This window comes from Streptomyces venezuelae, from assembly GCF_008642295.1.
GTDB classification, from domain to species: domain Bacteria; phylum Actinomycetota; class Actinomycetes; order Streptomycetales; family Streptomycetaceae; genus Streptomyces; species Streptomyces venezuelae_C.
This window is the reverse complement of sequence record NZ_CP029190.1, coordinates 1,431,971-1,456,249: the sequence shown is the minus strand read 5'-3', so window position 1 is coordinate 1,456,249 and position 24,279 is coordinate 1,431,971. Positions and strand designations below refer to the sequence as shown.

The following is a 24,279-nucleotide window of genomic DNA, read 5'->3' as shown; positions in this document are numbered from 1 at the left end:
CCGCGCACAAAGCGAACTCCCGTTCACGTCAATGCATCGGGTGGTAGAGCTCGGCGACGAGGAAGGCCAGGTCAAGGGCCTGTCCGTGGTCGAGTTGGGGGCCGTGGGCGGTGTCCGCGCCGGTGAGTTCGAGGTGCAGGCCGCCGGGGTGGGTGCCCAGGGAGCGGTGCACCTCCACGAAGCCGCGCACCTCCTCGAGCACCTCGTCGAACCGGCCCGCCCCCATCGGGTCGCTCACCCAGCCGACCCGGGCGCCGTCGGCCACCGCCTTCTCGACCAGGTCGGGCAGGACGTCCCGGATGCGGTCGGCGCCCGCCCGGACCACGAAGGTCAGGCGGCCCGGCTCACGGTCCGGGTCGAGGACGTCGAGGTGGCGCAGCACGGTGTCGGGGGTGGTGCCGGGGCCGAGTTTGACCGCGACGGGGTTGCGGATGCCGGACAGGTACGAGATGTGGGCACCGTCGGGCCGGCCGATGTGCTCGCCCGCCCACAGCAGGTGGCCGCTGGTGGCGTAGGGGTGGCCGGTGCGGTGGTCCGGCCGGGTCAGGGCCCGCTCGTAGTCGAGGAGCAGCCCCTCGTGGCTGATGAAGAACTCGGTGGTGCCCAGGTTCCGGGTGTCCGCCCCGCAGGCCGCCAGGAAGGCCAGGGTGCGGCCGATCTCGTCGGCCAGCCGCGCATAGCGGTCGCCCGAGGGGGAGGCGTCGACGAACTCCCGGTTCCACGCGTGGACCTGGTGCAGGTCGGCGAAGCCGCCCCAGGCCAGCGAGCGGGCCAGGTTGAGGGTGGCCGCCTGGGCCTCGTACCGGCGCTCCAGCCGGTCCGGGCCGGCGGTGCCGGTGGTGTCGGCGGAGCTCCCGGCCGGGGCGAACCGGCCTGCCATCCGGCCCACCTTGACCACGGGCAGCCGGCTGGCGTGGGTCAGTACGACGGCCATCTGGAGGAGCGTGGTGAGCTTGCGGCGCACCCCGTCCTCGGTGACCGGCTCGAAGGTCTCCGCGCCGTCCCCGCCCTGGAGCAGCAGGGCCTCGCCGCGGGCGACGGCCGCCAGGCGGGCGCGCAGCAGGTCGCATTCGTCGGCGAACACGAGCGGCGGGGCCGTTTCCAGCGTGCCGGTTCGGTGGTGTGCGTCGTGCATTCCGAGTACCTCCAAGCGGTCCGGTGTTGTCCGTCGCCCTTCCGGAAACCACTGAAATCCGCTGCCCGCGGCCCAGTCAAGCGGTGGCCGAGTGGACCGCATCGAAAGGTCCGGAGTGGTCTGGCCCGTTTCCCCCTCGGCTGTTTCGCTGGACGGCATCCGGCCGATTCGACGTACACGCGCTCAGCAGGCCCGACGGGCCGACAATTCACGGAGAATTCATTGATGACGGAAATCGAGGCGATTCCTGTCCGGGTCGGCGCGTCCGCGCTGCCGCCCCACGACCCGCTCGATCTGTACGTACGGCTGCGGGAGGTGCTCCCCGCCGGGGAGGTCTTCCTGCTGGAGAACGCGGAGCCGGGGCGGCGGACCGCGACCGTGGGCTGTGGACTGCTCTGTGAGGTACGGGTCTTCAGCGGATCGGCCGGCAGCGGGGCACGGGCGGCCGGACACCTGGAGGTCAGGGGCCTGCCGGTGATCACCGGCGCACTCGTCGCCGCCGCCGTACGGCTCGGACTCACCCCCGAAACCGCGGAGGGCGACCCGGCGGTGCGACTGCACTTCGAGGGCGCCGAGCCGATATGGCAGGTCCTGGAAGCGGCCCGGCAGCTGTTCGAGGTGACCACGGACGAGCCCGCCACCTCGTACGCCTTCGGGTTCCTGACCACGCTGAGCTACGAATCAACCTGGTTCATGGAGTCCCTCGCCCCCCGCACCAAGGCGGCGGCCGGCCCCGATGTGACGCTCGCCCTGTTCCGCGACACGGTCTGGTACGACCGCGCGACGGGCGGGACGCGGCTGCTGCACGCCGAGAGCCCGGCGTTCGGCGAACCCGGTTCCACCGTCGCGGAGTTGGCCCGTACGGCAGCCGCGCTGCCCGGCCCGACGGATCTCCCCGCGGCGCCCGCCCCGCTGTCGGTACGCGACAGCGTGGACCGGACAACCTTCCTCGGATGGGCGCAGCGCTGCCTGGAGCACATCAGGGTCGGCGACATCTACCAGATCCAGATCGGCCACCGGGTCGACGTCCGCACGGAGTTGACCCCCCTCGACGTCTACCGGCGGCTGCGCGGGCGCAACCCCTCCCCGTACATGTACCTGCTGCCGCGCGCCGAGGGGCTGCTCATCGGGGCGAGTCCGGAGCTGTTCCTGAAGACCGAGGGCGACACCATCGTGATGCGCCCCATCGCGGGCACCACCCGGCGCGGCCCCGACGAGGAGGAGAACCAGCGCCGGATCAAGGAGATGCGGGAGAGCAGCAAGGAGCAGGCCGAGCACATCATGCTGGTGGACCTGTGCCGCAACGACCTGGGCCGGGTGAGCAGGCCCAGTACGCGGCCGGTGGAGCGGCTGATGTCGGTGGAGACCTTCTCGCACGTCTTCCACCTGGTCTCGACGGTCACCGGGCAGCTGGAGGAAGGGGTCGGCATCTGGGACGCGGTCCGGGCCGCCTTTCCCGCCGGGACCATGACCGGTGCGCCCAAGATCCGGGCCATGGAGATCATCGACGAGCTGGAGGCGGAACCGCGCGGCTCCTACGCCGGCGCGGTCGGCCTGCTGGACGCGCGCGGCGCCTGGAGCGAACTGGCGCTGTGCATCAGGACCGTCGGTTACGACGGGACCACCTACGCCACCCAGAGCTCGGCGGGCATGGTCGCCCAGTCGGAGCCCGAGGCCGAGTGGCGCGAGACGCTGGCGAAGATGGGTGCGGCCTACTGGGCCCTCACCGGTGAGGAGTTGCTGTGACCGCGCGGGACACCAGGGTGCTGCTGATCGACGCGTACGACAGCTTCGTCCACATCATCAACCAGTACCTGCGCACCCTCGGCGCGCGCACCGAGGTGGTACGGGCGCTGGAGCGGACCCCGGACGAGCTGGCCGCGCTGGAGCCGGACGCGGTGGTCCTCGGTCCCGGACCCGGCCATCCCGCCGAGTCCGGGCACGTGGAGCTGGTGCACCGGTTCGCCGGCCGGGTGCCGCTGCTCGGGGTCTGTCTGGGGCACCAGGCCATCGGGCTCGCGTACGGCGGCCGGGTGGAGGTGGCCGAGCAGGTGATGCACGGCCGCACCAGTACGGTCCGGCACGACGGCGAGGGCGTGTTCCGGGGGCTGGGCAACACCCTGGAGGCCACCCGCTACCACTCGCTCATCGTCGCCGAGCCGCTGCCCGAGGAGCTGGTGACCACGGCGGTCTCCACCGACCACGGCTATGTGATGGGCCTGCGCCACCGGACCCTGCCCGTCGAGGGCGTGCAGTTCCATCCGGAGAGCATCATGACCACCGGCGGCGTGCAGATCATGGGCAACTTCCTGGCGGTGGCCCGCAGCGCTCACCCGGCCCGCCGGGTGTAGCACAGGCCCACCTCGCGCATCGCCTCCAGGACACCGGAGCGGGGCAGGTGCGCATGGCCCACGACCAGGGCCGGGGCATCGCGGCTGGGGCGGGTGTGGAAGCCCGCACCGCCGCGCACCAGGACGTTGCGGCGCAGCGCCCCGGCCACCAGGGCGGCCTCGTCCACGTGCCGGGGCAGCCGGACATAGGCGTGCAGGCCCGCCGCGGCGCCGAGCACGGTGGCCCCGGGCAGGTGGCGGGCGACCGCCTCGTCCAGGGCCTCGCGGCGGCCCGCGCTGAGTTCGGTCAGCCGCCGCAGATGCCGGTCGAACAGGCCGCTGCGCAGCAGTTCGGCACAGGCGAGCTGGGTGAAGGACTCGCTGCCCAGGTCGCGGCGGGCCCGGACGCGCAGCAGCGGGTGCAGCAGCGCCTCGGGGGCGGCCAGCCAGCCCAGCCGCAGCCCGGGCCCCAGGATCTTGCTGGCCGTGCCCGCGTAGACCACCCGCTCGGGGGCCAGCCGCTGCAAGGCCAGTGGGCGGGGCCCGCGTTCGTACCACAGTGCTCCGTCGTAGTCGTCCTCGATCACCCAGCCGTCCACGTCGTGCGCCCACTGCGCGAGCGCCTCGCGGCGGGCGGCGGAGAGGGTGACACCGGTGGGGAACTGGTGGGCGGGGGTGACCAGGACGGCGCGGGCGCCGGTGGCGGCCAGCGCATCGACGACGAGGCCCTCCTCGTCCACCGGCACCGGCACCGGACGCAGGCCGTTCTCCCGTACGAAGTGCCGCTGCCCGGGGTGTCCGGGGTCCTCCAGGGCCAGCGCGTCGATGCCCAGGCCGGGCAGTACGGCGCACAGCAGGCCCAGGGCCTGGGCGAAGCCGCCGGTGACCATGAGGTGCTGGGCGTCGGCCCGTACCCCCCGCAACCTCCCGAGGTGGCGGGAGAGTTCGACGCGCAGCGCGCCCTCCCCGGCCAGCGGCGGATAGCCGGTGCCGCCGGGCTCGGCGGTGCGCAGGGTGCGCTGGTACGCGGTGAGCCATTCGGTCCGCGGGAAGGCGGGGGTGTTGTTCCCGCCGGCCCGCAGGTCCCAGCGCACGGCCGGGGCCACGTCCTCGTCCAACAGGAGCGGCACCACCGGTTGTTGGGGGAGATGGCGCACCACCCGGGTGCCGGAGCCCTGGACCGCCTCGAGGTAGCCCTCCGCGACGAGCTGGCCGTACGCCTCCACCACCACGCTGCGCGAGACCGAAAGGTCCTCGGCGAGCTGTCTGCTGGACGGCAGCCGGGTTCCGGGCTGGAGAATTCCCGCTTCGACTTCGTCCCGGATGAACACCTGGATCTGTGAGGTGAGGGATTCGGCGGAATCCCTCGATATCTCGACCGTCATGTGCAGTGCCATGGAATCGACCTTCTCATTGGACCGGAATTCCTCCGGTCAACTGGTCTGGTGGGCCGTCGAGTTCCTTATCCAGACTGGAACCGTCCGCATGCCTCTGAGCCGGGGGAAATTCCGTGACTGTACAGCCGAACGCAACCGCCGCCGTGACCGGGCCCGCTGCCCGCTGCTGGCCGGACCTGCTGAACGCGCTGCTCGAAGGCCGGCACCTGACGGCCGAGGACACGGACTGGGCGCTGGGCCGGGTCATGGCCGGGGAGGCCGGGGCCGCCCGGCTCGCAGGACTGCTGGTCGCACTGCGGGCCAAGGGCGAGACGGTGGACGAACTGGCCGGGCTGGTACGGGCGATGCACCGGTACGCCACGCCCCTGGCGGTGGCCGGGCCCGCGGTGGACATCGTGGGGACGGGCGGTGACGGTTCGGACAGCGTCAACATCTCCACCATGTCGGCCATCGTCGCGGCGGGAGCCGGGGCCCGGGTCGTCAAGCACGGCAACCGGTCGGCCTCCTCGCGGTGCGGGTCGGCCGATGTGCTCGAGGAACTGGGCGTCGTCCTGGAGCTGCCGCCGGGGGACATCGCCGCGGTGGCGGAGGAGACCGGCATCACCTTCTGCTTCGCCCCGCTGTTCCACCCGGCGCTGCGGCACGCGGCCGGGCCGCGGCGCGAGCTGGGCGTCCGTACCGTGTTCAACCTGCTGGGCCCCCTGTCGAATCCGGCTCGTCCCTCGGCCCTGGCGGTCGGTGTCGCCGACCGCCGGGCCGCACCCCTGATGGCCGGGGTGCTCGCCCGGCAAGGGGTGTCGGCGCTGGTCTTCCGGGGTGACGACGGGATGGACGAGCTCACCGTCACCACCACCTCCACCGTCTGGTCCGTCCACGAGGGCGAGGTGCGCGAGGAGGTGTTCGACCCGCGCACGGTGGGGATCCCACGGACCGACGCGGCCGGGCTGCGCGGCGGCGACCGGGCCCACAACGCCGCGGTGGCCCTCGACCTGCTGGCCGGCCGGCCGGTGCCGAGGGCGGTGCGGGACGCGGTCCTGCTGTCCGCGGCGGCCGGGCTGGCCGCGCTGGAGCCGTCCACCGCCCCGGTGGCCGGCCGGCTGGCCACCGGGGTGGAACGGGCCGCCGCGGCGCTGGACTCGGGCGCAGCGGCGGCCGTTCTGGAGCAGTGGCGGACGGCCACGGTCAAACGGGCCGGGCAGGACCGGCGCCAGGGGCTGTCCGGCCGCGCGGCCCGCTAGCGGCACGGCCCGTCAGCGCGGGGACCGTCCGGCGCGCGGTTCCACGGACAGCGCGTGCCGGAACACCCCGCGCGGGTCCCACCGGGACTTGACCTCCTGGAGCCTGGCGTAGTTGGCGCCGTAGTACAGCTGGTGCCAGGGCTGCGCCGAGCGGTTGCGGCTCGGGTCGCGCAGGTCCACGTCGGCGTAGTTGACGTACGCGCCGGCCGTGCCGCTCCCGGCGGTGTCCACGGGCGCACCGCCGGTCGCCGCGTACACGTCCTCGTAGAACTCCCGCTGGAAGCCGATGTGCCGGGCGTCCTGCGCCGGATCGGTCCACTCGCTCACGTACATCAGGATCAGCGCGCTGTCCCGGTGGACCAGGGCGGTGGCGTCCGGCGCGACCGTGTTGACCCGGCCGCCGTAGGGGGCGATCAGGACACCGCTGCCGGGGTGGTCGTAGTCGGCGCGGGTCAGGTGCCGGTGCAGGGCGGCGGCCTGGGCGTCGTCGAAGGCCGTGCGGTGGTAGGCCGACTTGCCCTTGATGCGCTTGCCGGAGGGCCGGTCGGCGAACCCGGACCACTGGGTGGCCAGCAGCCAGGGCAGCCGGCGCCGTTCCACGGTCGTCCCGCGGGCGCCGACGCCCGCGCCGACGGCGGCGATGAACGCGTCGAAGCGGCCTTCGGGGTCCGGGCCCGCGGCGGTGGAGAGCTGGACGTTGAGGGCCACCGCGCCACCGGAGCGGTGGAAGGTCGCCAGGTGGCTGTACAGGTCGCGCTGCGGGTCGTCGGCGCCGTTGTGCGCGGCGTGCCAGGCGCTGTAGTTCTTCACCAGCCGGACGAAGGAGCGCTCGTCGAGGTCGGCCCACCGCCACAGGACCGTGCCGACGAGCAGTTCGGCGGGCGGCTGCGGCAGGCTGGTCTGCGGGGTGCGACCGCTGAGGCCCGGGGTGCGGAACCAGTAGCGGGTGACGATGCCGAAGTTGCCGCCGCCACCGCCGGTGTGGGCCCACCACAGGTCGCGGCGCGGGTCGTCGGGCTCGCGGGTGGCGATGACCGCGCGGGCGGTGCCGGTGGCGTCGGCGACCACGACCTCGACGGCGTACAGGTGGTCGACGGTCAGGCCGTGGGTACGGTTCAGCGGGCCGTAGCCGCCGCCGCTGACGTGCCCGCCGACACCGACCGTCGGGCAGGAGCCGCCGGGTATCGCGATCCCCCAGCGCTTGAACAGCTGCTCGTTGATCTCGCCGAGGGTCGCCCCGGCGCCCACCGAGATCGCCCGGCGCGCACCGTCGTAGGTGATGGTGTCGAGGGCCGACAGGTCGATGAGGGCGCGTACGTCGGCGTTGTCGACGAAGTCCTCGAAGCAGTGGCCGCCGCCGCGCACGGACGGCCGCTTGCCGCTGTCGAGGGCCTTCTGGACGGCGGCGACGACCTGGGCGGTGGAGTGCGGGACGCAGACCCACTCCGGGGTGCCGGTCCAGCGCTGGTTGACGCCGCGGGTCAGGTCGCCGTACTGCGGGCTGTCCTTGCCGATGTAGGTGGCGGTGTCGGTGGCCGCCGCCGCGCCGGCCGCCGTGGTGGCTGCTGCGGTGGTGGCCGCGGCGGGTCCGGCGCCGAGTACGGTGCCGGCCGCGACGCCCGCGCCGACCGCGGCGGTGCTGCCGAGGAAGCCCCGGCGGGTGGAGGCGGGGTGGTTTCGGATCATGTCGATGTCTCTCCGGTGGCGGGCGCGAGGGCGGACAGAAAGAGGTCCTGTTCCTGCTGGGCGCCTTCGATGCGGTGGCCGTTGCTGAAGGTGAAGACGGGAACGGCGGTGATGCCGTCCTCGCGGGCGGTGCGGATCTCGGCGCGGATCTCGGCGAGGTCGCGGTCCGAGGCGAGGTACGCCAGGGCCTCCTCGCGGTCGAGCCCGGCGCGTTCGGCCAGGCCGGCCAGCAGGGCGGGGTCCGCGATATTGCCCCGGTGGGTGAAGTAGGCGGCGAAGACGAGCTCTTCGAGCGCGCTCTGCACGGCCCGGCCGTGTCGGCCCGCATGCCGCAGCAGCCGGTGGGCCTGGAGGGTGTTGACGGCGTAGCCCGAGGCGTTGTGGAAGGTGATGCCGTGGCGCGGTCCGGCCGCCGTGACCTCCTCGTCCATGCGGCGGGCGCGCTCGGCGCCGTACTTGCCGCCCAGCCACTCGATCATGGGGGTGGGCTCGGCGGGGCGCTCCCCGTCGATCTGGTAGGGGTGCGCCACCACCTGGACGTCCGCCCGGCCCGAGGCCACGAGGGCGGCCTCGAAGGTGCGCTTGGTGATGTAGCACCAGGGGCAGGACAGGTCCGACCAGATGTCCACCCGCAGCGGTGCGGTGGTGCCGGTGCTCACAGGGCGGCTCCGGCGGCCGGGACGACGGAGTGGGACGGCCGGTGGTTGACGTGGTCCGGGTCGAAGCCGCCGAGCCGGGCGAAGTCGGCCGAGATGTCGGCCAGTTCGGTACCCGGGAAGACGTCCTGGACCCGGTCGAAGCCGCCGGGGGCGCGTTCGTGGGCCAGGTCGATGACGACCTCGGGCCCCCGGCGGCGGGCCGCCTGCTGGATGCGGGTGAGCGCCGGCAGCCGTTCGGCCTCGTACGCGGTGAGGGCCGCGTGCGGGTCTTCGTACAGCGCGAGCGCGCGGGCGAGGACACGGGCGTCCACGATGGACTGGGTCGCACCGTTGGAGCCCATCGGGTACATGGCGTGGGCCGCGTCCCCGAGCAGGGTGACCGGGCCGTGGGTCCAGCGCGGCAGCGGGTCGCGGTCGACCATGGGGTAGACGTACGCCTCGTCGGCGGTGCGGATCAGTGCGGGTATGTCGAGCCAGTCGAAGGCCAGGTCGGTGAAGGCGTCGAGGAAGTCGGCGGGGCGCACCGCGCGGTTCCAGTCGGCCGGTTCCGACTCGCTGCCGGGGTCGGCGGCGCGGGCCACCGCCCAGTTCATCAGGACGCTGCCGGGCGGCGCGCCGGCGGGCCGGGCGGGGTCGGCACCCGGTCCCGACATGGGGTAGACCACGGCGCGCCGGCGGTCGTCCCCGGCGATGACCATCGTGCTGCCGTCCAGGAACGGCGGCGCCCAGGTGGTGCCCCGCCAGACGATCAGCCCGTTCCAGCGCGGCGGGCCCTCGTCGGGGTGCAGGGCGGCCCGTACGGCCGAGCGGATGCCGTCCGCGCCGATCAGGACGTCCGCCTCGGTCTGCGAGGTGCCCCCGGCGGCCGGGTGGCGCACGCCGACGCGCACCCGGCCGTCGGACAGCGGGGTGAACCCCTCGACCCGGGAGTCGGTGACGATGGCGTCGGCGCCGAGCCGCTCGCGCACGGCCCCGGCCAGTACGGACTGGAGCCGGCCGCGGTGGACGGAGAGCTGCGGCCAGCGGTAGCCGGCCTGCAGGCCGCGCGGTTCGTGCCAGATGAGCCGGCCGTACCGGTTGTGGTAGCCGAGGCTGCCGGTGGGCACGGAGACCGCCGACAGCTCGTCGAGCAGGCCGAGTTCGGCGAGCTCGCGCACGGCGTTGGGCAGGATGTTCAGTCCCACGCCCAGCGGCCGGATGTCGGGTACGGCCTCCAGCAGCCGGATCTCCCCGGGGCGCACCCCGGCGGCGTGCAGGCTCAGCGCCGTGGTGAGCCCGCCGATCCCGGCGCCGGCGATGAGGATGCTCATGCGGGCCTCCGCTCGGTGCCGTGGCCGGCGCCGTGTGCGTGGCCGTGACCGTGTGCGTGGCCGTGACCGTGACCGTGACCGTGGCCGTGGTGGCCCGCGGTGTGGCCGGCGGCCTGGCCGGCGCGGCGGCGGGCGGTGGCCCGGGTGGCCTCGGAGGTCACCCGGGTGAGGTTGATGATCTGCCGCAGCAGGTCGACGCTCGCGCCACCGCTGCCCACCGGGTAGAGGCGCAGGTCGGCGTCGTACGCCTTCCGGGCGATGCCCAGGTGACGGCCGCGGAAGACCACGATCACGCGCAGCAGCCGGGCCAGTGCCTCGCCGCTCTCGCGGAGCGCGGGGTCGCGCCGCTCGGCCTCCTCGGGGTCGTCGCCGAAGGCGTCGACCAGCCGGCTGACCACGGACGGCACCTGGGTCCAGCGGTCGAACAGGTCGCGCCAGCGGCGCAGGCTGTAGGGGACGGAGTCGCGCAGGAACTCCTCGTACTCGGGTTCGCTGCGGTCCGAGGCCCAGATCGCCTGGTCGATCAGCCAGAGCGGCACCTGGGCCGCGGCCGGCCCGAGCAGCACCCGGCCGTCGACGGTGATGTCCTCGAAGTAGGGGCGCAGGACCCGGGCGAAGAACTCGGGGCTGACATTGGAGACGACCATGTCGATGGCGGCCACGGTCGTCTCGACGTGCCGGGTCAACTCATCGGTGACCACGGCGAACTTGGGGTCCGAGAGGTCCATCTCGCTGAGGTTCGCGGCCAGTTCGAGGCCGTCCCTGAGGTGCGGGAAGACCATGCGCACCGACTCCTGGAGGTATGCCTCCTGGACGTCGCCGGTGTACATGCGCTGGCGTCCGCCGACCGGGTTCCAGGTGCAGTAGTGGTGCACGGTGTCGCGGGGCACCATGTCGGTCCTGCGGCCGAGTTCGAGGAGGACCGGCTGCACCTCGGGGACCAGGTCGAGCGGTTCGGGGCCGTGGCGCTTGATCGACCCGAGGAACATGCCGAGGTCGCGCATCGCGGCCACGCACATCTCCAGGGAGTACGCGTCGACGGCGGCCGTCGTGGGGACGAGCCGGCGCAGCGCGGCGGTCAGGGCGGGGACGTCGCCGTCGGCGTTCTGCCGGCGCAGGTCGAAGCAGGCGCGGTCGGCGTTCAGCGGGTCCAGGCTCTGTATGGCGGTGGTGCGTATGGGGTTGCCCAGGTCGACATCGACAAGGTGCGACATGTGTGACTCCGTAAGGATCGGGCGGTGGGATGAGGACATGCGTGCGGGTGAGCCGTCGCACGCGGACGGGCACGGGCGGGCATGGGCACGCGGCCTCACCGCGCGGCCGGGGTCGGCGCGGGGCGGGTGGCGGCCTCATGGCTCGTGGCGGGTACGGCGGGAAGCTCGGGAGGTCGTAGCGCAGCGACGGGTGTCGCGCGCCCGCGGCGGTGCGGGACCACCCGGACGGGTCCGGGGGCCGGCGCCGGCCCGGCTCAGCCGGTGGTGATCAGGGGGTGGCGCCGGCCGCGCCAGGGGTGGGGTGGCAGGGTGACCACCCGGCCGGGAAGCGCGGCGAAGGCCGCCGCCTCGGCAGGGTCGGGGTCCGGTGCGCCCCCGCTGGGCAGGTCGCACCGGTCGGCGAGTGCCTGGTGCAGTGCGGAGTGGCTGTCGCCGCGCACGGTGAGGGTGTGGTGGTGCCGGGTGCGGCGGGTCGCCGCGGTCCAGCAGATGTCGCGTGCGTGGTCGCGGCGGCCGGGGCCGTCGGGCGCGAGGTGCGCGAGGTAGGCCCGGACGAGGGCGGCGAGCTGGTCCGCGGTCGGCGCGGACAGCACCAGCGGCCAGGGTCCGTCCGCCCGTTCGTCCTCGCGTTCGTCCTCGCGCTCGTCCTCGCGTACGGACTCGGGCGCGGACGCCAGGACCATGTGGACATTGACCCCCGAGATGCTCTGGCCGTTGACCGCGGCCAGGTGCGGGCGGCCGGGCCGGCGGGGCGGCAGGGGCCGGGTCGTCGTGGGCACGACCAGCGGGAGCCGGTCCCAGTCGACCAGCGGCGAGGGCTCCTTCAGATGGAGGCTGGCCGGCACGGCCCGGTGCTCCAGGCACAGCACGGTCTTGATGAGGCCCGCAACGCCCGCCGCGGCCTCGCAGTGGCCGATGTTCGTCTTCACGGACCCGACCAGCACCGGACGTCCGGCCGGCCGGCCCTCGCCGAGGACCTCGCTCAGCGCGCCGAGTTCGACCGCGTCGATCCGGGTGCCGGTGCCGTGCGCCTCCACGTAGTCGACGTCCCCGGGGGACACCCCGGCGTCCTCGTACGCCCAGCGCATCGCGAGCCGCTGGCCGGTGCGGGACGGGTCGGTCAGCCGTTCCTTGGTGGCACCGTCGTTGCCGACCGCGCTGCCGAGCAGCACGGCACGGATCCGGTCGCCGTCGGCGAGCGCCCGCTCGAGGGGTTTGAGCACCACCATGCCGACGCCGTCGGAGCGGACGAACCCGTCCGCCGCGGCATCGCCGAACTTGCAGCGTCCGTCGGGGGCGAGCACCCCGGCCCGGCCGAACAGCTGGGTGGCCGCGGGGGCCAGGACCGTGTTCGCGCCGCCGGCCAGGGCCAGGGTGGCCTCCCCGGCCCGCAGGCTCAGGCAAGCCAGGTGCACGGCGGTGAGCGAGGAGGCCTGGCCGGTGTCGACGGTCACGCTCGGCCCGTGCAGGCCGAAGGCGTACGAGATCCGGCCCGCGAGCAGGGACCTCTGCTGGGTTCCGGCGAGGCTGCCGAGCGGGTCGAGGCGGTCCTCGGCCCCGGCGTCGCGCAGCCGGTCCCAGTGGTCGCCGTGGCTCTGGCCGGCGTACACGGCAGTACGGGTGCCGGCCAGTGAGCCGGGCAGGGTGCCCGAGTCCTCCAGGGCCTCCCAGGCCGTGGTGAGCAGCAGCCGCTGCTGCGGGTCGATCAGGGCGGCCTCGTCCTCGGCGATGCCGAAGAAGTCCGCGTCGAAGGCATCGACCGCGTCGAGGAACCCGCCGCGCAGCCGCGCGTCGTCGGTGGTTCCGGCGAACCGGTCCCGGGGCAGCGGGCCGGTGGCGTCGGTGCCGTTGTCGAGCAGGTCCCAGAGTGCTTCGGGACTGTCTGCTCCGGGCAGTCGGCAGGCCATCCCGATCACCGCGATCGGAACCGGTCCCGCCCGGTGGGGTGTGCCGGTCATATCCGGCTCGCCCGCACCGCTGTTGCGTAACATGTGCGTTTTCTCCTCCCCCGTGAATGCCGCCCGGCCGGTGTGAAACACCGCCCGGTGCGGCCCGCCCCGGTGTCAGGGGCGCCGGCCGACGGCCGCGCCCCTGACACCGGGCCGGTTCAGTGCGCCGCCTGTGACCAGTGGTCCCAGGGCTGCGCCTTGATCCACTCGACGGTCGGCGTGAGCCGTACCCCGAGCTCGGACTCGACCCGCCGCGGGTCGGTGTGCAGCAGGTCCGGGGCTTCCCCGGTGCCGACGTGGTGGTAGATCCCGGCGACGCCCGCGGCGGCCTCGGCTCCCAGAACCTGCCCGAGGCCCTGCTCGAACTGGTCGACGGGCAGCGGGAGGTAGCTGACCTCCCGGCCCAGCACCTGGGCGAACAGCGCGGCCAGTTCCGGGCCGGTGAGCACGTCGGCGCCGCCGATGGGCAGCACCCGGTCGGTCACCCCGTCCTTCTCCAGCGCGGCCACGACGAGTTCGGCGAGGTCGACGTGCGACAGCCAGGCCACGCGCTGGTCGGCGGGCAGCGGGTAGGCCAGCACCCCGTCGTTGACCAGGGCCGGACCGTTCCACGGGCTGAACAGGTTGTCGAGGTAGACCGGCGGGCGGACCACCACGGTGGGCACGCCGCTCGCGCGCAGCACCTCCTCGGCGGCACGCCGGCTCTCGAACCCGGCGTAGGCCGTGGTGACTTCCGGCAGCGGGGTGTTGACGTTGTAGACCAGCCGCTCGACCCCGGCCTCGCGGGCCGCGTCGGCGATGTTGCGGGCGTAGCCGGTGATGGTCTCGATGTCGTACACCAGCGGCAGCACCACGGCGGCGTGGGTGACGCCCTCGAACGCCCGCCGGACGTCCTCGGCGTTGCCCAGGTCACCGGGGACGAAGGTGACGGCGGGGTCGACGGGGCCCAGGACCCCTTCGGGGTGGCGGGCCAGGCCGCGCACCTCGTGTCCGCGGGCGGTGAGCAGCCGGGCCACGGTTCCGCCCTGGAAGCCGGTGACGCCCGTTACCAGGTAACGCCTCGGGCGGTCTTCGGTCATGTGTTCCTACCTCTCTGATCCGATCCTGCCGGCCGGCTGCGTGCCGGTCGGAAGCTGCGGGGCTGCGGGTGGTGCGGGGGTTGCGGACGGTGCCGGGGCTGCCGGTACCACGAGCCGGGTGCTGAACAGGGCCGCGGCGAGGGCCAGTGCGCCGCCGACCAGGAAGGCGAGGGCGAACCCCTCGGTGAGGGCCGCGTCGGCGCCGCCGGCCGGGCCCACGGCTTCGGTGCGGGCCGCGGCGACACCGGAGAGGACCGCGAGGCCGAGCACGGAGCCGAACTGCATGCTGGTGTTGACCAGGCCGGAGGCCAGGCCGGCCTCGTGTTCCTCGGTGCCCAGGGTGGCGGCGATATTGGTGGTGATCGACACCAGCGGCAGGGCGACGCCGAGCAGCAGACTGGGCGGCAGGACGTCGGCGGCGAAGGAGCCGGTGGGCGAGAGCAGCGACTGCCAGGCCATGCCGGCGGCGACCAGGACGAATCCGGTGCCCATCACGGTCCGCAGCCCGAACCGGCCGATGAGCCGGTCGGTGAAGGAGGCGACGGCCACGACGACCAGGGACAGCGGCAGCAGTCCGAGACCGCCGCTGACCGCCTCGTACCCCAGGACCGCCTGGAGGTACAGGCTCACCAGGAAGAACATCGGGAACAGGGCCATCTGCCACATCGCGGCGAGCAGGTTCGCCAGCCGCAGGGTGCGCCGCCGGAACACCTCCGGCGGGACGAGCGGGAACTCGGCCCGGCGCTCCACCACGACGAACACGGCGAGCAGGACCACGGCCGCACCGCCCGTCAGCAGGGTCTCCGGCGCGCTCCAGCCCGCCTCCCCGCTGCTGACCAGTGCGTACGCCAGCAGGGCGAGCCCCAGGGTGACGGTGGTCGCGCCGGGCAGGTCGAAGCCGCGGCGGTCGCCGCCGGCGGGCCGGCCGGGCGGGAGCAGCCGGGTGGCGGGGACGATCAGCGCGAGGCCGACGACCACGTTCATCGCGAACGTGGACTCCCAGCCGAGCCAGCTGGTGAGCACCCCGCCCAGGACGGTGCCGGCCGCGCCGCCCGCTCCCGCCATGGCCGCGAACACGCCGAGGGCCTTGTGCCGTTCGGGTCCGTCCTCGAAGAGCATCAGGAGCAGGGCGAGGGCGGCAGCCGCGGCCATCGCGGCACCGATGCCCTGCACGGCCCGGGCCGTGATCAGCAGGGCGGCGCTGTTGGCGAAGCTGCCCAGGAGGGACGCGGCGGCAAGGGTGGCGAGGCCGGCGACATAGAGCCGGCGACGGCCCAGGATGTCGGCCGCGCGTCCGCTCAGCAGCAGCAGTCCGCCGAACGACACCAGGTAGGCATTGGCCACCCAGGACAGCGCGGCGGGCGAGATGTCCAGGTCCGCGCCCATGGAGGGGGCGGCCACGTTGATGACGGAGGTGTCCAGGATCAGGACGAACTGGGTGGAGGCGAGGAGGGCGAGCGCCCAGGTGCGGTTGCGGTCAGCTGCCATCACGGCCGCTCCACGGGCCGGCCGACGGCCCCGCCGGGCCGTCGCCGAGGTCGTAGCCGTCCAGGCAGGACTGGGTGAACGCCTCGAGCAGGTCGGGGCGGCCGTCGCGGACGATGCCGGGCAGGTAGACGTGCGGGGCGCCGTGGTAGAAGCGCTCGTACTGCTCGTGGCGGCTGGCGAACTCGGAGCCGAGCGCGTCCCAGGCCAGCTTCATCAGCTTGATGCGCTGCTCGGCCGGGTGGCCGGGGGAGCGTACGTACTTGGCGACCAGCGGGCCCAGTTCGGGGTGGTTGAGGTCGTAGCCGGACGCGGGCAGCTGGATGAGTCCGCCGCCGGCCAGCATCTTCAGTTCGGCGAGCACCTTCGGGTAGAGGTCGCCGGCCATGGCGCGGTGGGCGGAGGCGATTTCCCGGTTGATGTGCACCGGGCCGCCGGGGCCGCCGACCGTCTCGTACTCGCTCTCGGCCGCCAGGACCATCGACTTGGCGATGTTGAGCCAGCCGATCAGCCGTCCGATCTGCATCTGGACGGGCGGCAGGGAGTAGGTGTTGTTGGCCTTGGTGATGAGGATGGCGAGTCCGGTGAGGAACTCAAGCTTGGTCCAGTAGCGGACTCCGGCCTGGTGGACGAAGTTGTGGTACGCGGGGGTGCCCCACCACATCAGGAAGCTGGACTCGACGTCGCGGTAGGTGAGCACCCGCTCCCAGGGGACGAACACGTCGTCGCAGACGAGCAGCGCGTCGTTCTCGTCGAAGCGCGAGGACAGCGGGTTGTCGAAGACGCTGCGGGCCCCGGCCTCGTAGGAGGTGCGGGAGATGAACTTCAGGCCGGGGGTGTCGATGGGGATGGAGAAGGTGAGGGCGTACTCGACGTCGTGCGGCGCGAGCGGCTCGATGGTGCCGACGATGATCTCGTCGCCGAAGACGGCGGCGGTACCGATCATCTTGGCGCCGCGCACGACGATGCCGTCGTCCTTCTCCTTGACCACCCGCACATAGAGGTCGTCCTCCTCCTGCTCGGAGGCGGACTTGGTCCGGTCGATCTGCGGGTTGGTGATGGTGAAGGACTGGTAGAGGCTGCCTTCGGACATCCGCCGGTAGTACGCGTCGAGGTTGGCCCGGCCGTCGAACTCGCGCCCGGCGAAGATCTCGGGGGCGGAGACGAAGCCCGCGATGCCGGTGGCCATGTAGTCGGGGGATCGGCCGAGGAAACCGAAGCTGGCCTCGGACCAGGTCTTGAACGCCTTGCGCCGCTCCACGAGTTCGGCGTGGCTGCGGGGCACGTGGTAGGCACGCAGCACGGACGACTCGGCCCCGTCGGGCCGGACGGTGAGGGTGTCGCGCAGCCCGTCCTGCTGCGCCAGGTCGTAGAGGTTCGCTATCGAGCGGGCGGTGTTGCGGAAGGCGGGGTGCTCGGTGATGTCCTTGACCAGCTCGCCGTCCAGCCACACGGCGCGGCCGTCCCGGAGGGAGTCGAGGTAGTCCTGGCCACTGCGGGGCATGTCTCTCCTGAACTAATGCAAAGTATACGAAAGAGGGAAAATAGGCCCGCACCAAAGCGGGCGCGACCACTCCGGGACCACTCCGCGACCACTCCGGGGCGACTCTGAAGGCCGGGATGTGATGGTCAGCGGACCGGGTGGGCGGGAGCCTCGTAGGGGGACGGTCCGTTGGCCGCCCCGAGGTCGGCGTGGGAGGCGTACGCGTAGGAGCGGGACACCTCGGCGAGTACCGCCTCGGGGACGAACTCGTCGATACGGGTGAACCCGCCCGGCGCCCGGGTCGAGGCCATGTCGATGACCACCTCGGGTCCCTTGGCCCGGTTCAGCACCTGCAACCGGTTCATGGCCGGGCGCCGTTCCCGGTCGTACGCCCGGAGCGCGGCGACCGGATCGGCGTACGAGGCGAGCGCGTGAGCCAGGGCGCGGGCGTCGATGACCGCCTGGCTGGTGGCGTTCGACCCCATGGGGGCCATGGCGTGGGCCGCGTCGCCCAGCAGCGTGCTGCGTCCGAAGGACCAGCGCGGCAGCGGGTCGCGGTCGATCATGGGGAACTCCATCACCGGGTCCTCGCCCGCGAGCACCTCGGACAGGGCGAGGTCCCCGCACCGCCAGTCGGCGAAGTGGGGCCGGAACCGCTCGCGTGGCACCGGCCGGTTGGCGTACTCCCGGGCGGCCGGGTCGCCGGCGTCCGTGGTGCGGGAAACCGCCCAGTTGACCGGGACCAGACCGTCGCCGTCCGGCTCGGCGGCCAGCGGATAGACGACCGCCTTCCACTGCCCGTCGCCCATGACGGCCATGGCCCGGCCGCCGAGGAACGGACGGGTACGGGTCGTTGCGCGCCACACCACCACACCGTTGTGGGGCGGGGCGCCTTCCTGCGGGTACAGCGCGGCCCGCACCGCGGACCGTATTCCGTCGGCCCCGACGAGCACGTCGGCAGCGATCTCACTGTCCGCCCTGCCGGAGTTGCGGTGCGCCACCTGCGCACGCACCCGCCCCGCGGCGAACTCATCGAACCCTGTGAACCCTCTGACCCCCGTGAACCCGATGAACCGGGCATCGGTGAGGATCGCATCCGGCCCGATCCGCTCGATGACGGCCTCGACCAGCACGGAGTGCAACGCACCCCGGTGCACGGCCAGTTGCGGCATGCGGTACCCGGCGGCCCGCCCCCGGGGCTCCTGCCAGATGGGCTGTCCCCACTGGTTGTAGTAGCCCAGTTCCTCGATGGGCGCGGCCTGTTCGGCGATCCTCTCGTACAGTCCGAGCGCCGCGAGCTCGCGCACGGCGTTGGGCAGCAGGTTCACCCCCGCACCCAGGGGCAGGATCACGGGCGCGGCCTCCACCACCCGCACCTTCTCGAACCCCGCCGCATGAAGACTCAACGCCGCGGTCAGCCCCCCGATCCCGGCTCCCGCGATGAGCATGTCCATAGCGTTTTCCCCCGCTAACGTCAATGTCCAGGGACCCGGCGCGCGGGCCTTTGTCCCTGGCCTCAAGCGTTCATCAGGCGACTGGGCCGGGGCAATAAACACAACGCCGTGGCGGATTAACGATCATCCGCAAACGCACCCGCGCGGCGGGGGCGGGGGTATCGGTACGCGGAGTCTCACCCACAACCAGCCGCACCACCAGACACCCGACACAAACACGTCACCTCCCCGGAACCCCGGCAACGGGGGCACGGCCGGTCAGAGCCGGTCGCATCCGATCGAGGATTTGTCCCGTGAACCCGGCCGGTCGTGCAGGTGCCGGTGGTGGGGCCAGCGGCAGAGCTTGATGATGGTGTCGTCGAAGTCGGGGAACTCCTGGGCCGCCAGCTCGATCACGGCCTCAGGAAAGGGATTCAGGGGCGGGAGTTTCGGCGGCGGAACTCGTCGAGGACGGCGAAAGCGGTCACGCCGACCGGTTCTGGATCGTCCGGTCGGGCAGCGTGGCCTTGGACGTCCACGTGCCCGGCCGCCGCGCGGCGCATCCGCACCCGCGCCGCGTCGAACTCGTCCCCACGACGCGGGAGGAGCACGACGCGGTCGCTTCACCCCTTCCCGAGCGTGGCCGCGTGATCGGGTACGACGGTCTGCAGCTCCTTGGGCGGCCGTTCGTACCCGGTGGACGGGGGCCGGGCCGGCAGGACCAGCGGCGGCAGGGTCACGTCCTCGTAGGGGAGCGAGGACAGCAGGTGGGCGATCATGTTGATCCGCGCGCTGCGCTTGTCGTCGCTCTCGACCACGTACCAGGGAACGTCCGCTGTGTCCGTGTGGACGAGCATCTCGTCCTTGGCCCGCGAGTACGCCTCCCAGCGGGTGAGGGACTCCATATCCATCGGGGAGAGCTTCCAGCGGCGTAGCGGGTCCTTCGCGCGGCGGCGGAAGCGCTCCTCCTGGACCGCGTCGCTGACGGAGAACCAGTACTTGCGGAGCAGGATCCCGTCTTCGGCCAGCATCCGCTCGAACACCGGACACTGCCGCAGGAAGAGCTGGTGCTCCGCCGGCGTACAGAAGCCCATGACGTGTTCGACTCCGGCCCGGTTGTACCAGCTGCGGTCGAACAGGACGATTTCGCCGGCGGCGGGCAGGTGCGTCACGTAGCGCTGGAAGTACCACTGCGTGCGCTCCCGCTCCGTCGGCTTCGGAAGGGCGACGATGCGTGCCACGCGGGGGTTGAGGTGTTCGGCGATCCGTTGGATCGTCCCACCTTTGCCCGCCGCGTCGCGGCCCTCGAAGACGACCACCAGTCGGGCGCCTTCCGCGCGCACCCATTCCTGGAGCTTGATCAGCTCCGTCTGGAGCCGCAGCAGCTCCGCCTCGTAAAGAGCCTTGCCAAGTGCCATTGCCGTCTCCTCCCCGTCGTCGGGCGTTTCGATCAAGTCAGTCACGGCGGGCATCCGCGCGCAACGATGCCCTTGGGGCGTCGGCGTGTCGGTAGGCTGGCCGCCGGCCGGACCGGCGGCCGGCGATCGGAGGGGAAGCGCGTGGGTGTGGGGGGTCCCGTGACGCGGGTGCCGCGTATGCGACTGGACGAGCTGTTGGACGAGCTCCAAGTACGCATCGACGAGGTGCGGGGCACCCGCGACCGCGTGCACAGCCTGCTGGAGGCCGTCGTGTCGGTGGGGCGGGAGCTGGATCTCGCCCAGGTGCTCCGGCGGATCGTGGAAGCGGCTGCGCTGCTCGTGGACGCCGAGTACGGGGCGCTGGGAGTGATCGGACCAGACGGGCGCAGGCTCGCGCAGTTCCTGACCGTGGGGCTCACCGATGAGGAGATCGCGGCCATCGGTCCGCTTCCGGCCGGACACGGCCTGCTCGGCGAGGTCATCCACCACCCGGAGCCGCTGCGCCTGACCGATCTCGGTGCGCACTCCTCCTCCTACGGATTTCCGGCTCACCACCCGCCCATGCGGACCTTCCTCGGAGTGCCGATCCGGGTCCGTGACGAGGTGTTCGGGAATCTCTATCTGACCGACAAGCGGGGCGGGCTCGACTTCGACACCGAGGACGAGACCGTGATCTCCACCCTCTCCGTGGCGGCGGGTGTGGCGATCGACAACGCGCGGCTCTACGAGGGGGCGCAACGCCAGCAGCTGTGGCTCCGGGCCAATGCGGAGATCACCGAGAGTCTGCTCTCCGGCAGTCCACGTCCGGCGGTGCTGGAACTCATCGCCCGCCGAGCCCAGGAGATCACGGCGGCACGGTTCGTGCACATCGCCGTGCCGGTGGACGGTGGCGACGGCCTGGTGGTGGAGTTCGCGGCCGATGGGGCCGGCGAGGCCGGTGAGGCCGGTACGGATGCAGTCGGCTGGCAGGGCTTGGCCGTCCCTTGCGACGGCACGCTCTTGGGAGCCGCGCACCGGGCGGGCGAGCCCGTGACGGCGTTGCGGGCCTGGGAGGACGGGTGCTACCCGGCCGAGGCTCCGCTTCCGGGGCGGGACGGGCTCGGACCTGCCGTGGCGGTCCCACTGGGCACGGGGGGCGGGCAGAGCCGAGGCGTTCTGCTGCTCTCGCGTTCGGCCGGAGATCCGGCCTTCGGCGAGGGGGAGCTGGAGCCGCTCGTCGCCTTCGCGGGTCAGGCGGCGATCGCTTTGGAGCTGGCGGAGCGACGTCGGGACGCGGAACAGATAGCACTGCTGGAGGAGCGCGACCGGATCGCCCGTGACCTGCACGATCTGGCCATCCAGCGGCTCTTCGCCACCGGCATGACCCTCCAGAGTGCCGCCCGGCTCGTGGACCACGAGGGAGCTGCGGAGCGGGTCGGCCGCGCCGTCGACGACCTGGACGAGACCATCAAGATCATCCGATCGACGATCTTCGGGCTGCGGACCAAGGACCGAGACAGCGCTCCCGGCCTGCGAGCGCGCGCCGCCCGAGCCGTCGGCGACGCCGCCACCGCACTCGGCCATCCACCGCGGCTGAGCATGGAAGGCCTCCTCGACACCGACGTACCGCCGCAGGTCGCCGACCATGTGATCGCCGCGCTGGGTGAGCTCCTCAGCAACGCGGCTCGCCACGCCCGGGCGTCCCGGGTCGGCGTGAGCCTGAGGGCCGGCCAAGGTGAGATCGTGCTGACTGTGACGGACAACGGCACGGGCATTCCGGCGCAGGGACGCAGGAGCGGTCTGCGCAACCTGGAGGAGCGGGCACAGGACGTGGGCGGGACCTTCACCGTCGAGACTCCCGAGGGGGGCGGCAGCAGCTTCGTATGGCGGGCGCCGCTTGGCAGCGGCTGCTGAGGGGGAAGGCAGGGACTCTGCCAGGGATCGCGGGACCGGCCGGCGACGGTGCAGCAGCCGGCCGGAACCCCACGACGAGATCTCCCTCCCTGCTGCCCCACCCTGGGGGCAGGGCTGTACGGCGCTTCTCCGCCCCTCGCGGCGCGGCGGCACCGCGATCACGAGGCGACGAGCACCAGGTCACGGTCGGCGCCGAGCACCCGCATGGACTTGGCCACCAGGGGCGGCACGTCACGGAGGAGCAGCCGCGTCCCCGCGAGCCGGCAGCGACGGCTCAGACGGACGAGGAGGTCGATGCCCGCGCTGTCGCAGAACGAGAGGCTGCTCAGGTCCAGGTCCAGGTTGCGGCCATCGGATTCCGCGAGTTCCTGCAGGCGCGGCTCTATCTGCCCAGCCGTGTGGAAGTCGAGCTCCCCGGCCAGGGCGATCCTCACGCCGCGGTCCTCGCATGACACGGTCTTCAGGTCGATCGGGGCTGTCGTCATGGCGTCCTCCGTGCTGCCTGCGGCCCCGTCGGGCCGCGCCGTTCCCCGTGCGCCACCAGTCCATCCGATCCCGTGCACACGCCAGAAGGCCCGACAGGGCCATGCGACAGGGCCGAAGGTCCCTCGTCCGGGCACGCGCCGGGACCCGGCCCCCGGAGAGCACCAGGCGGAAGAGGGCCGATCGGCCCTGTCCCTCCGCCCTGTCCTACGGGCACGATGCCGGTGTCCGTGCGTCCAGGGCGGACCCAGGCGAAGGAGTTGCGTCATGACCGGCAGCGGTGTTCCCTCCCCCGTGGCGGGACCCATCAGCGTCTTCCTGCTCGACGATCACGAAGTCGTACGCCGAGGGGTGCACGACTTGCTCGACGCCGAGCCCGACCTGACCGTTGTCGGTGAGGCGGGCACAGTGGAACAGGCGCTGATCCGCATCCCCGCGCTGCGCCCCCGGGTCGCGATCCTGGACGTACGGCTCCAGGACGGCGACGGGGTGAGCGTGTGCCGGGAGCTGCGCTCGCGGATGCCGGAGCTGGCCTGCCTGATGCTCACGTCGTTCGACGACGAGGAGGCGTTGCTGGACGCCGTGATGGCGGGGGCGTCGGGCTATGTCCTGAAGCAGATCACGGGCACCGACCTGGTGAGCGCCGTACGGACGGTGGCTTCGGGACAGTCGATGCTCGATCCGGGCGCCACCACGCGGCTGATGGCCCGGATGCGCGGCGACGCGCCCGAGCAGGACCGGGCACCGGGGCTTCCCGGTTTCTCCGACCGGGAGAAGGAGGTCCTTCTGCTGGTCAGCGAGGGGCTCACCAACCGGGAGATCGGCAAGCGGCTGTACCTCGCGGAGAAGACCGTCAAGAACATCATCTCGCGGCTCTTCGTCAAGCTCGGGGTGGAGCGGCGCGTTCAGGCCGCGGTGATCGCGAGTCACGCCCTGACGCCGCCCGGCCGGTAGCCCGGCCCCGGCCTCCGGTCGCCGCCCCCGCAGTACGGGCCGGGCAGGCTGCACTCGCCTGCCCGGCCGTTTTGCGTGCCATGCGTCGGCTCAGTGGTGCGGCACGACGGCGACCGGGCAGGCCGCGTGGTGGAGGGCGGCATGGGCGACCGATCCGATGCGCGTGCCCAGCGCCGATTCGCGGACCTGCCGGCCGACGACGAGCAGCTGGGCGTCCGACGCGGCGGACAGCAGCACGGGGCCCGCGCTCCCCTGCTCGACGTGAGTGATGACTTCCACCTCGGGGTGCCGCAGTCGCCACGGCTCCAGCGCCTGCTCCAGAGCGTCCTTCTCGAACGGCTCGAAGCCGCCGAACTGATCGGCGATCCACGCCGAGCCGAGACTGTAGGCATAGACCAGCGGAAGGGTCCAGGCCCGGACCGCCCGGAGCGGAGCCCGGCGTGCGGCGGCTTCCTCGAAGGCGAAGCGCAGTACCTCGGCGGAGTCCTCCACGCCGCCTTGTTGGCCCACGACCACCTCCCCCTCATCGGGCCTGGCAACCGGATTGCCGTGCCGGGCACGGACGGAGACGACCGGGCATTCGGCGGACGCGATCAGCTGCTGTCCGTAGGAGCCGAGCAGGAAGCCCGTGAGGGCGCCGTGCCCGCGGCTGCCGAGGACCAGCAACTCCGCGCCCTTGGCGGCGCGCAGCAGGGCCGGCACGGGGACGTCCGGGATCAGCTCCGCGGTGAGCGAGAGCTTCGGGTGCCGACGGACCAGCTCGGTCTCCGTCTCCTCCAGGATCTGCCGGGCCCGGCGGGCCTCGGTATCCGGGTCCTGGACCACCGGGACGGCGAGCGGCTGCCATAGCCACGCGTGGACCACATGAACATGCATGTCGCGGCGCACGGCTTCCCGGGCAGCCCAGTCGGCCGCCGCCCGGCTCTCGGGGGAACCGTCCACTCCGACGACGAGGGTGCGCTTCACTGATCTGTCCTCCGTACTGATGCACGAGGCATCGGGTCGGCCGGCAAGTGTGGGCGGCGCCCGTCGGGGGAGGTACGGGCGCCACCGGGATTCACCTTCGCCGGGCCGGGCAGGGGCGCAGAAGGGCCGATGGTCCCTTGCCTGGGGGCCGGTGCGCCCTGCCGGCC

The 24,279-nt window shown here is 72.8% G+C and carries 20 protein-coding genes and 1 pseudogene; 6 read left to right on the top strand and 15 right to left on the bottom strand.

Annotation, left to right across the window (positions count from 1 at the left end):
* Window positions 1-28: 28 nt before the first annotated feature.
* Window positions 29-1,135 carry a 3-deoxy-7-phosphoheptulonate synthase gene (locus tag DEJ50_RS06430; protein ID WP_150206622.1) on the bottom strand — a complete coding sequence of 369 codons (1,107 nt, stop codon included), beginning with the start codon at window positions 1,133-1,135 and terminating at the stop codon, window positions 29-31.
* Between the two features lie 225 nt (window positions 1,136-1,360).
* Here DEJ50_RS06430 and DEJ50_RS06425 point away from each other — a divergent pair, with 225 nt between their 5' ends.
* Both DEJ50_RS06425 and DEJ50_RS06420 read left to right on the top strand, forming a co-directional pair.
* The gene (locus DEJ50_RS06425; RefSeq protein ID WP_150206621.1) at window positions 1,361-2,881 is read left to right on the top strand and encodes an anthranilate synthase component I family protein; all 1,521 of its coding nucleotides are present in this window, start codon (window positions 1,361-1,363) and stop codon (window positions 2,879-2,881) included.
* Entirely contained in the window at window positions 2,878-3,486 is a 609-nt protein-coding gene (locus DEJ50_RS06420) for an anthranilate synthase component II (RefSeq protein WP_150206620.1), read from the top strand. Before DEJ50_RS06425 ends, DEJ50_RS06420 begins: the two co-directional genes overlap by 4 nt.
* Here the strand turns inward: DEJ50_RS06420 and DEJ50_RS06415 are convergent.
* Window positions 3,465-4,862 carry a PLP-dependent aminotransferase family protein gene (locus DEJ50_RS06415; protein ID WP_150206619.1) on the bottom strand — a complete coding sequence of 466 codons (1,398 nt, stop codon included), beginning with the start codon at window positions 4,860-4,862 and terminating at the stop codon, window positions 3,465-3,467. The two genes, DEJ50_RS06420 and DEJ50_RS06415, sit on opposite strands and share 22 nt — an antisense overlap.
* A gap of 113 nt (window positions 4,863-4,975) precedes the next feature.
* Between DEJ50_RS06415 and trpD the strand changes: the two genes are divergently transcribed.
* Complete coding sequence (gene trpD / locus DEJ50_RS06410) at window positions 4,976-6,100, top strand: anthranilate phosphoribosyltransferase (protein ID WP_223837623.1); 1,125 nt, start codon at window positions 4,976-4,978, stop codon at window positions 6,098-6,100.
* 12 nt (window positions 6,101-6,112) lie between these two features.
* Here trpD and DEJ50_RS06405 read toward each other — a convergent pair whose 3' ends face one another.
* The 10 genes from DEJ50_RS06405 to DEJ50_RS33815 form a co-directional block, all read right to left on the bottom strand.
* On the bottom strand, window positions 6,113-7,786 hold the full coding sequence (locus DEJ50_RS06405; protein WP_150206618.1) for an FAD-binding oxidoreductase: 1,674 nt from the start codon (window positions 7,784-7,786) through the stop codon (window positions 6,113-6,115).
* Complete coding sequence (locus tag DEJ50_RS06400; protein WP_150206617.1) at window positions 7,783-8,445, bottom strand: DsbA family protein; 663 nt, start codon at window positions 8,443-8,445, stop codon at window positions 7,783-7,785. Before DEJ50_RS06400 ends, DEJ50_RS06405 begins: the two co-directional genes overlap by 4 nt.
* Window positions 8,442-9,755, bottom strand: a complete 1,314-nt coding sequence (locus DEJ50_RS06395; protein ID WP_150206616.1) for a flavin-dependent oxidoreductase — start codon at window positions 9,753-9,755, stop codon at window positions 8,442-8,444. Before DEJ50_RS06395 ends, DEJ50_RS06400 begins: the two co-directional genes overlap by 4 nt.
* On the bottom strand, window positions 9,752-10,969 hold the full coding sequence (locus DEJ50_RS06390; RefSeq protein WP_150206615.1) for a monodechloroaminopyrrolnitrin synthase PrnB family protein: 1,218 nt from the start codon (window positions 10,967-10,969) through the stop codon (window positions 9,752-9,754). Before DEJ50_RS06390 ends, DEJ50_RS06395 begins: the two co-directional genes overlap by 4 nt.
* Window positions 10,970-11,223: 254 nt before the next feature.
* Window positions 11,224-12,960 (bottom strand): beta-ketoacyl synthase N-terminal-like domain-containing protein, encoded by a 1,737-nt coding sequence (locus DEJ50_RS06385; protein WP_223837622.1) that lies wholly within the window; start codon window positions 12,958-12,960, stop codon window positions 11,224-11,226.
* 116 nt (window positions 12,961-13,076) lie between these two features.
* Window positions 13,077-13,997 carry an SDR family oxidoreductase gene (locus DEJ50_RS06380; RefSeq protein ID WP_150206614.1) on the bottom strand — a complete coding sequence of 307 codons (921 nt, stop codon included), beginning with the start codon at window positions 13,995-13,997 and terminating at the stop codon, window positions 13,077-13,079.
* A gap of 6 nt (window positions 13,998-14,003) precedes the next feature.
* On the bottom strand, window positions 14,004-15,485 hold the full coding sequence (locus DEJ50_RS06375; protein ID WP_150206613.1) for an MFS transporter: 1,482 nt from the start codon (window positions 15,483-15,485) through the stop codon (window positions 14,004-14,006).
* The gene (locus tag DEJ50_RS06370) at window positions 15,475-16,986 is read right to left on the bottom strand and encodes a 4-hydroxyphenylacetate 3-hydroxylase family protein (protein ID WP_150206612.1); all 1,512 of its coding nucleotides are present in this window, start codon (window positions 16,984-16,986) and stop codon (window positions 15,475-15,477) included. The genes DEJ50_RS06375 and DEJ50_RS06370 overlap by 11 nt, the downstream gene beginning before the upstream one ends.
* Window positions 16,987-17,111: 125 nt before the next feature.
* On the bottom strand, window positions 17,112-18,419 hold the full coding sequence (locus DEJ50_RS06365) for an FAD-dependent monooxygenase (RefSeq protein ID WP_150206611.1): 1,308 nt from the start codon (window positions 18,417-18,419) through the stop codon (window positions 17,112-17,114).
* A 258-nt stretch (window positions 18,420-18,677) separates the two neighbouring features.
* Window positions 18,678-18,815, bottom strand: coding sequence for a hypothetical protein (locus DEJ50_RS33815; RefSeq protein ID WP_190344321.1), 138 nt, complete (start codon window positions 18,813-18,815; stop codon window positions 18,678-18,680).
* A 59-nt stretch (window positions 18,816-18,874) separates the two neighbouring features.
* Between DEJ50_RS33815 and DEJ50_RS34470 the strand changes: the two are divergent.
* A pseudogene (locus tag DEJ50_RS34470) lies at window positions 18,875-18,958 on the top strand (regulator); the annotation flags it as partial.
* Between the two features lie 63 nt (window positions 18,959-19,021).
* Here DEJ50_RS34470 and ppk2 read toward each other — a convergent pair.
* Window positions 19,022-19,816, bottom strand: a complete 795-nt coding sequence (ppk2, locus tag DEJ50_RS06355; RefSeq protein WP_150206610.1) for a polyphosphate kinase 2 — start codon at window positions 19,814-19,816, stop codon at window positions 19,022-19,024.
* A 177-nt stretch (window positions 19,817-19,993) separates the two neighbouring features.
* On the opposite strand from ppk2, the gene DEJ50_RS06350 reads away from it, so the two are divergent.
* Window positions 19,994-21,709, top strand: a complete 1,716-nt coding sequence (locus DEJ50_RS06350; protein ID WP_150206609.1) for a GAF domain-containing sensor histidine kinase — start codon at window positions 19,994-19,996, stop codon at window positions 21,707-21,709.
* 158 nt (window positions 21,710-21,867) lie between these two features.
* On the opposite strand, the gene DEJ50_RS33810 is transcribed toward DEJ50_RS06350, so the two are convergent.
* Entirely contained in the window at window positions 21,868-22,194 is a 327-nt protein-coding gene (locus tag DEJ50_RS33810) for an STAS domain-containing protein (protein WP_190344319.1), read from the bottom strand.
* 265 nt (window positions 22,195-22,459) lie between these two features.
* On the opposite strand from DEJ50_RS33810, the gene DEJ50_RS06340 reads away from it, so the two are divergent.
* The gene (locus DEJ50_RS06340; protein WP_150206607.1) at window positions 22,460-23,146 is read left to right on the top strand and encodes a response regulator; all 687 of its coding nucleotides are present in this window, start codon (window positions 22,460-22,462) and stop codon (window positions 23,144-23,146) included.
* Window positions 23,147-23,236: 90 nt separating this feature from the next.
* On the opposite strand, the gene DEJ50_RS06335 is transcribed toward DEJ50_RS06340, so the two are convergent.
* Window positions 23,237-24,112, bottom strand: a complete 876-nt coding sequence (locus tag DEJ50_RS06335; RefSeq protein ID WP_150206606.1) for a universal stress protein — start codon at window positions 24,110-24,112, stop codon at window positions 23,237-23,239.
* Between the last annotated feature and the right edge of the window lie 167 nt (window positions 24,113-24,279).

Bases quoted from the DNA above. Each gene is read 5' to 3' on its own strand.
- DEJ50_RS06430 (WP_150206622.1), bottom strand. From the start codon at position 1,135: ATGCACGACGCACACCACCGAACCGGCACGCTGGAAACGGCCCCGCCG.
- DEJ50_RS06425 (WP_150206621.1), top strand. From the start codon at position 1,361: ATGACGGAAATCGAGGCGATTCCTGTCCGGGTCGGCGCGTCCGCGCTG.
- DEJ50_RS06415 (WP_150206619.1), bottom strand. From the start codon at position 4,862: ATGGCACTGCACATGACGGTCGAGATATCGAGGGATTCCGCCGAATCC.
- DEJ50_RS06405 (WP_150206618.1), bottom strand. From the start codon at position 7,786: ATGATCCGAAACCACCCCGCCTCCACCCGCCGGGGCTTCCTCGGCAGC.
- DEJ50_RS06395 (WP_150206616.1), bottom strand. From the start codon at position 9,755: ATGAGCATCCTCATCGCCGGCGCCGGGATCGGCGGGCTCACCACGGCG.
- DEJ50_RS06390 (WP_150206615.1), bottom strand. From the start codon at position 10,969: ATGTCGCACCTTGTCGATGTCGACCTGGGCAACCCCATACGCACCACC.
- DEJ50_RS06385 (WP_223837622.1), bottom strand. From the start codon at position 12,960: ATGTTACGCAACAGCGGTGCGGGCGAGCCGGATATGACCGGCACACCC.
- DEJ50_RS06380 (WP_150206614.1), bottom strand. From the start codon at position 13,997: ATGACCGAAGACCGCCCGAGGCGTTACCTGGTAACGGGCGTCACCGGC.
- DEJ50_RS06375 (WP_150206613.1), bottom strand. From the start codon at position 15,485: ATGGCAGCTGACCGCAACCGCACCTGGGCGCTCGCCCTCCTCGCCTCC.
- DEJ50_RS06370 (WP_150206612.1), bottom strand. From the start codon at position 16,986: ATGCCCCGCAGTGGCCAGGACTACCTCGACTCCCTCCGGGACGGCCGC.
- DEJ50_RS06365 (WP_150206611.1), bottom strand. From the start codon at position 18,419: ATGGACATGCTCATCGCGGGAGCCGGGATCGGGGGGCTGACCGCGGCG.
- ppk2 (WP_150206610.1), bottom strand. From the start codon at position 19,816: ATGGCACTTGGCAAGGCTCTTTACGAGGCGGAGCTGCTGCGGCTCCAG.
- DEJ50_RS06350 (WP_150206609.1), top strand. From the start codon at position 19,994: ATGCGACTGGACGAGCTGTTGGACGAGCTCCAAGTACGCATCGACGAG.
- DEJ50_RS33810 (WP_190344319.1), bottom strand. From the start codon at position 22,194: ATGACGACAGCCCCGATCGACCTGAAGACCGTGTCATGCGAGGACCGC.
- DEJ50_RS06340 (WP_150206607.1), top strand. From the start codon at position 22,460: ATGACCGGCAGCGGTGTTCCCTCCCCCGTGGCGGGACCCATCAGCGTC.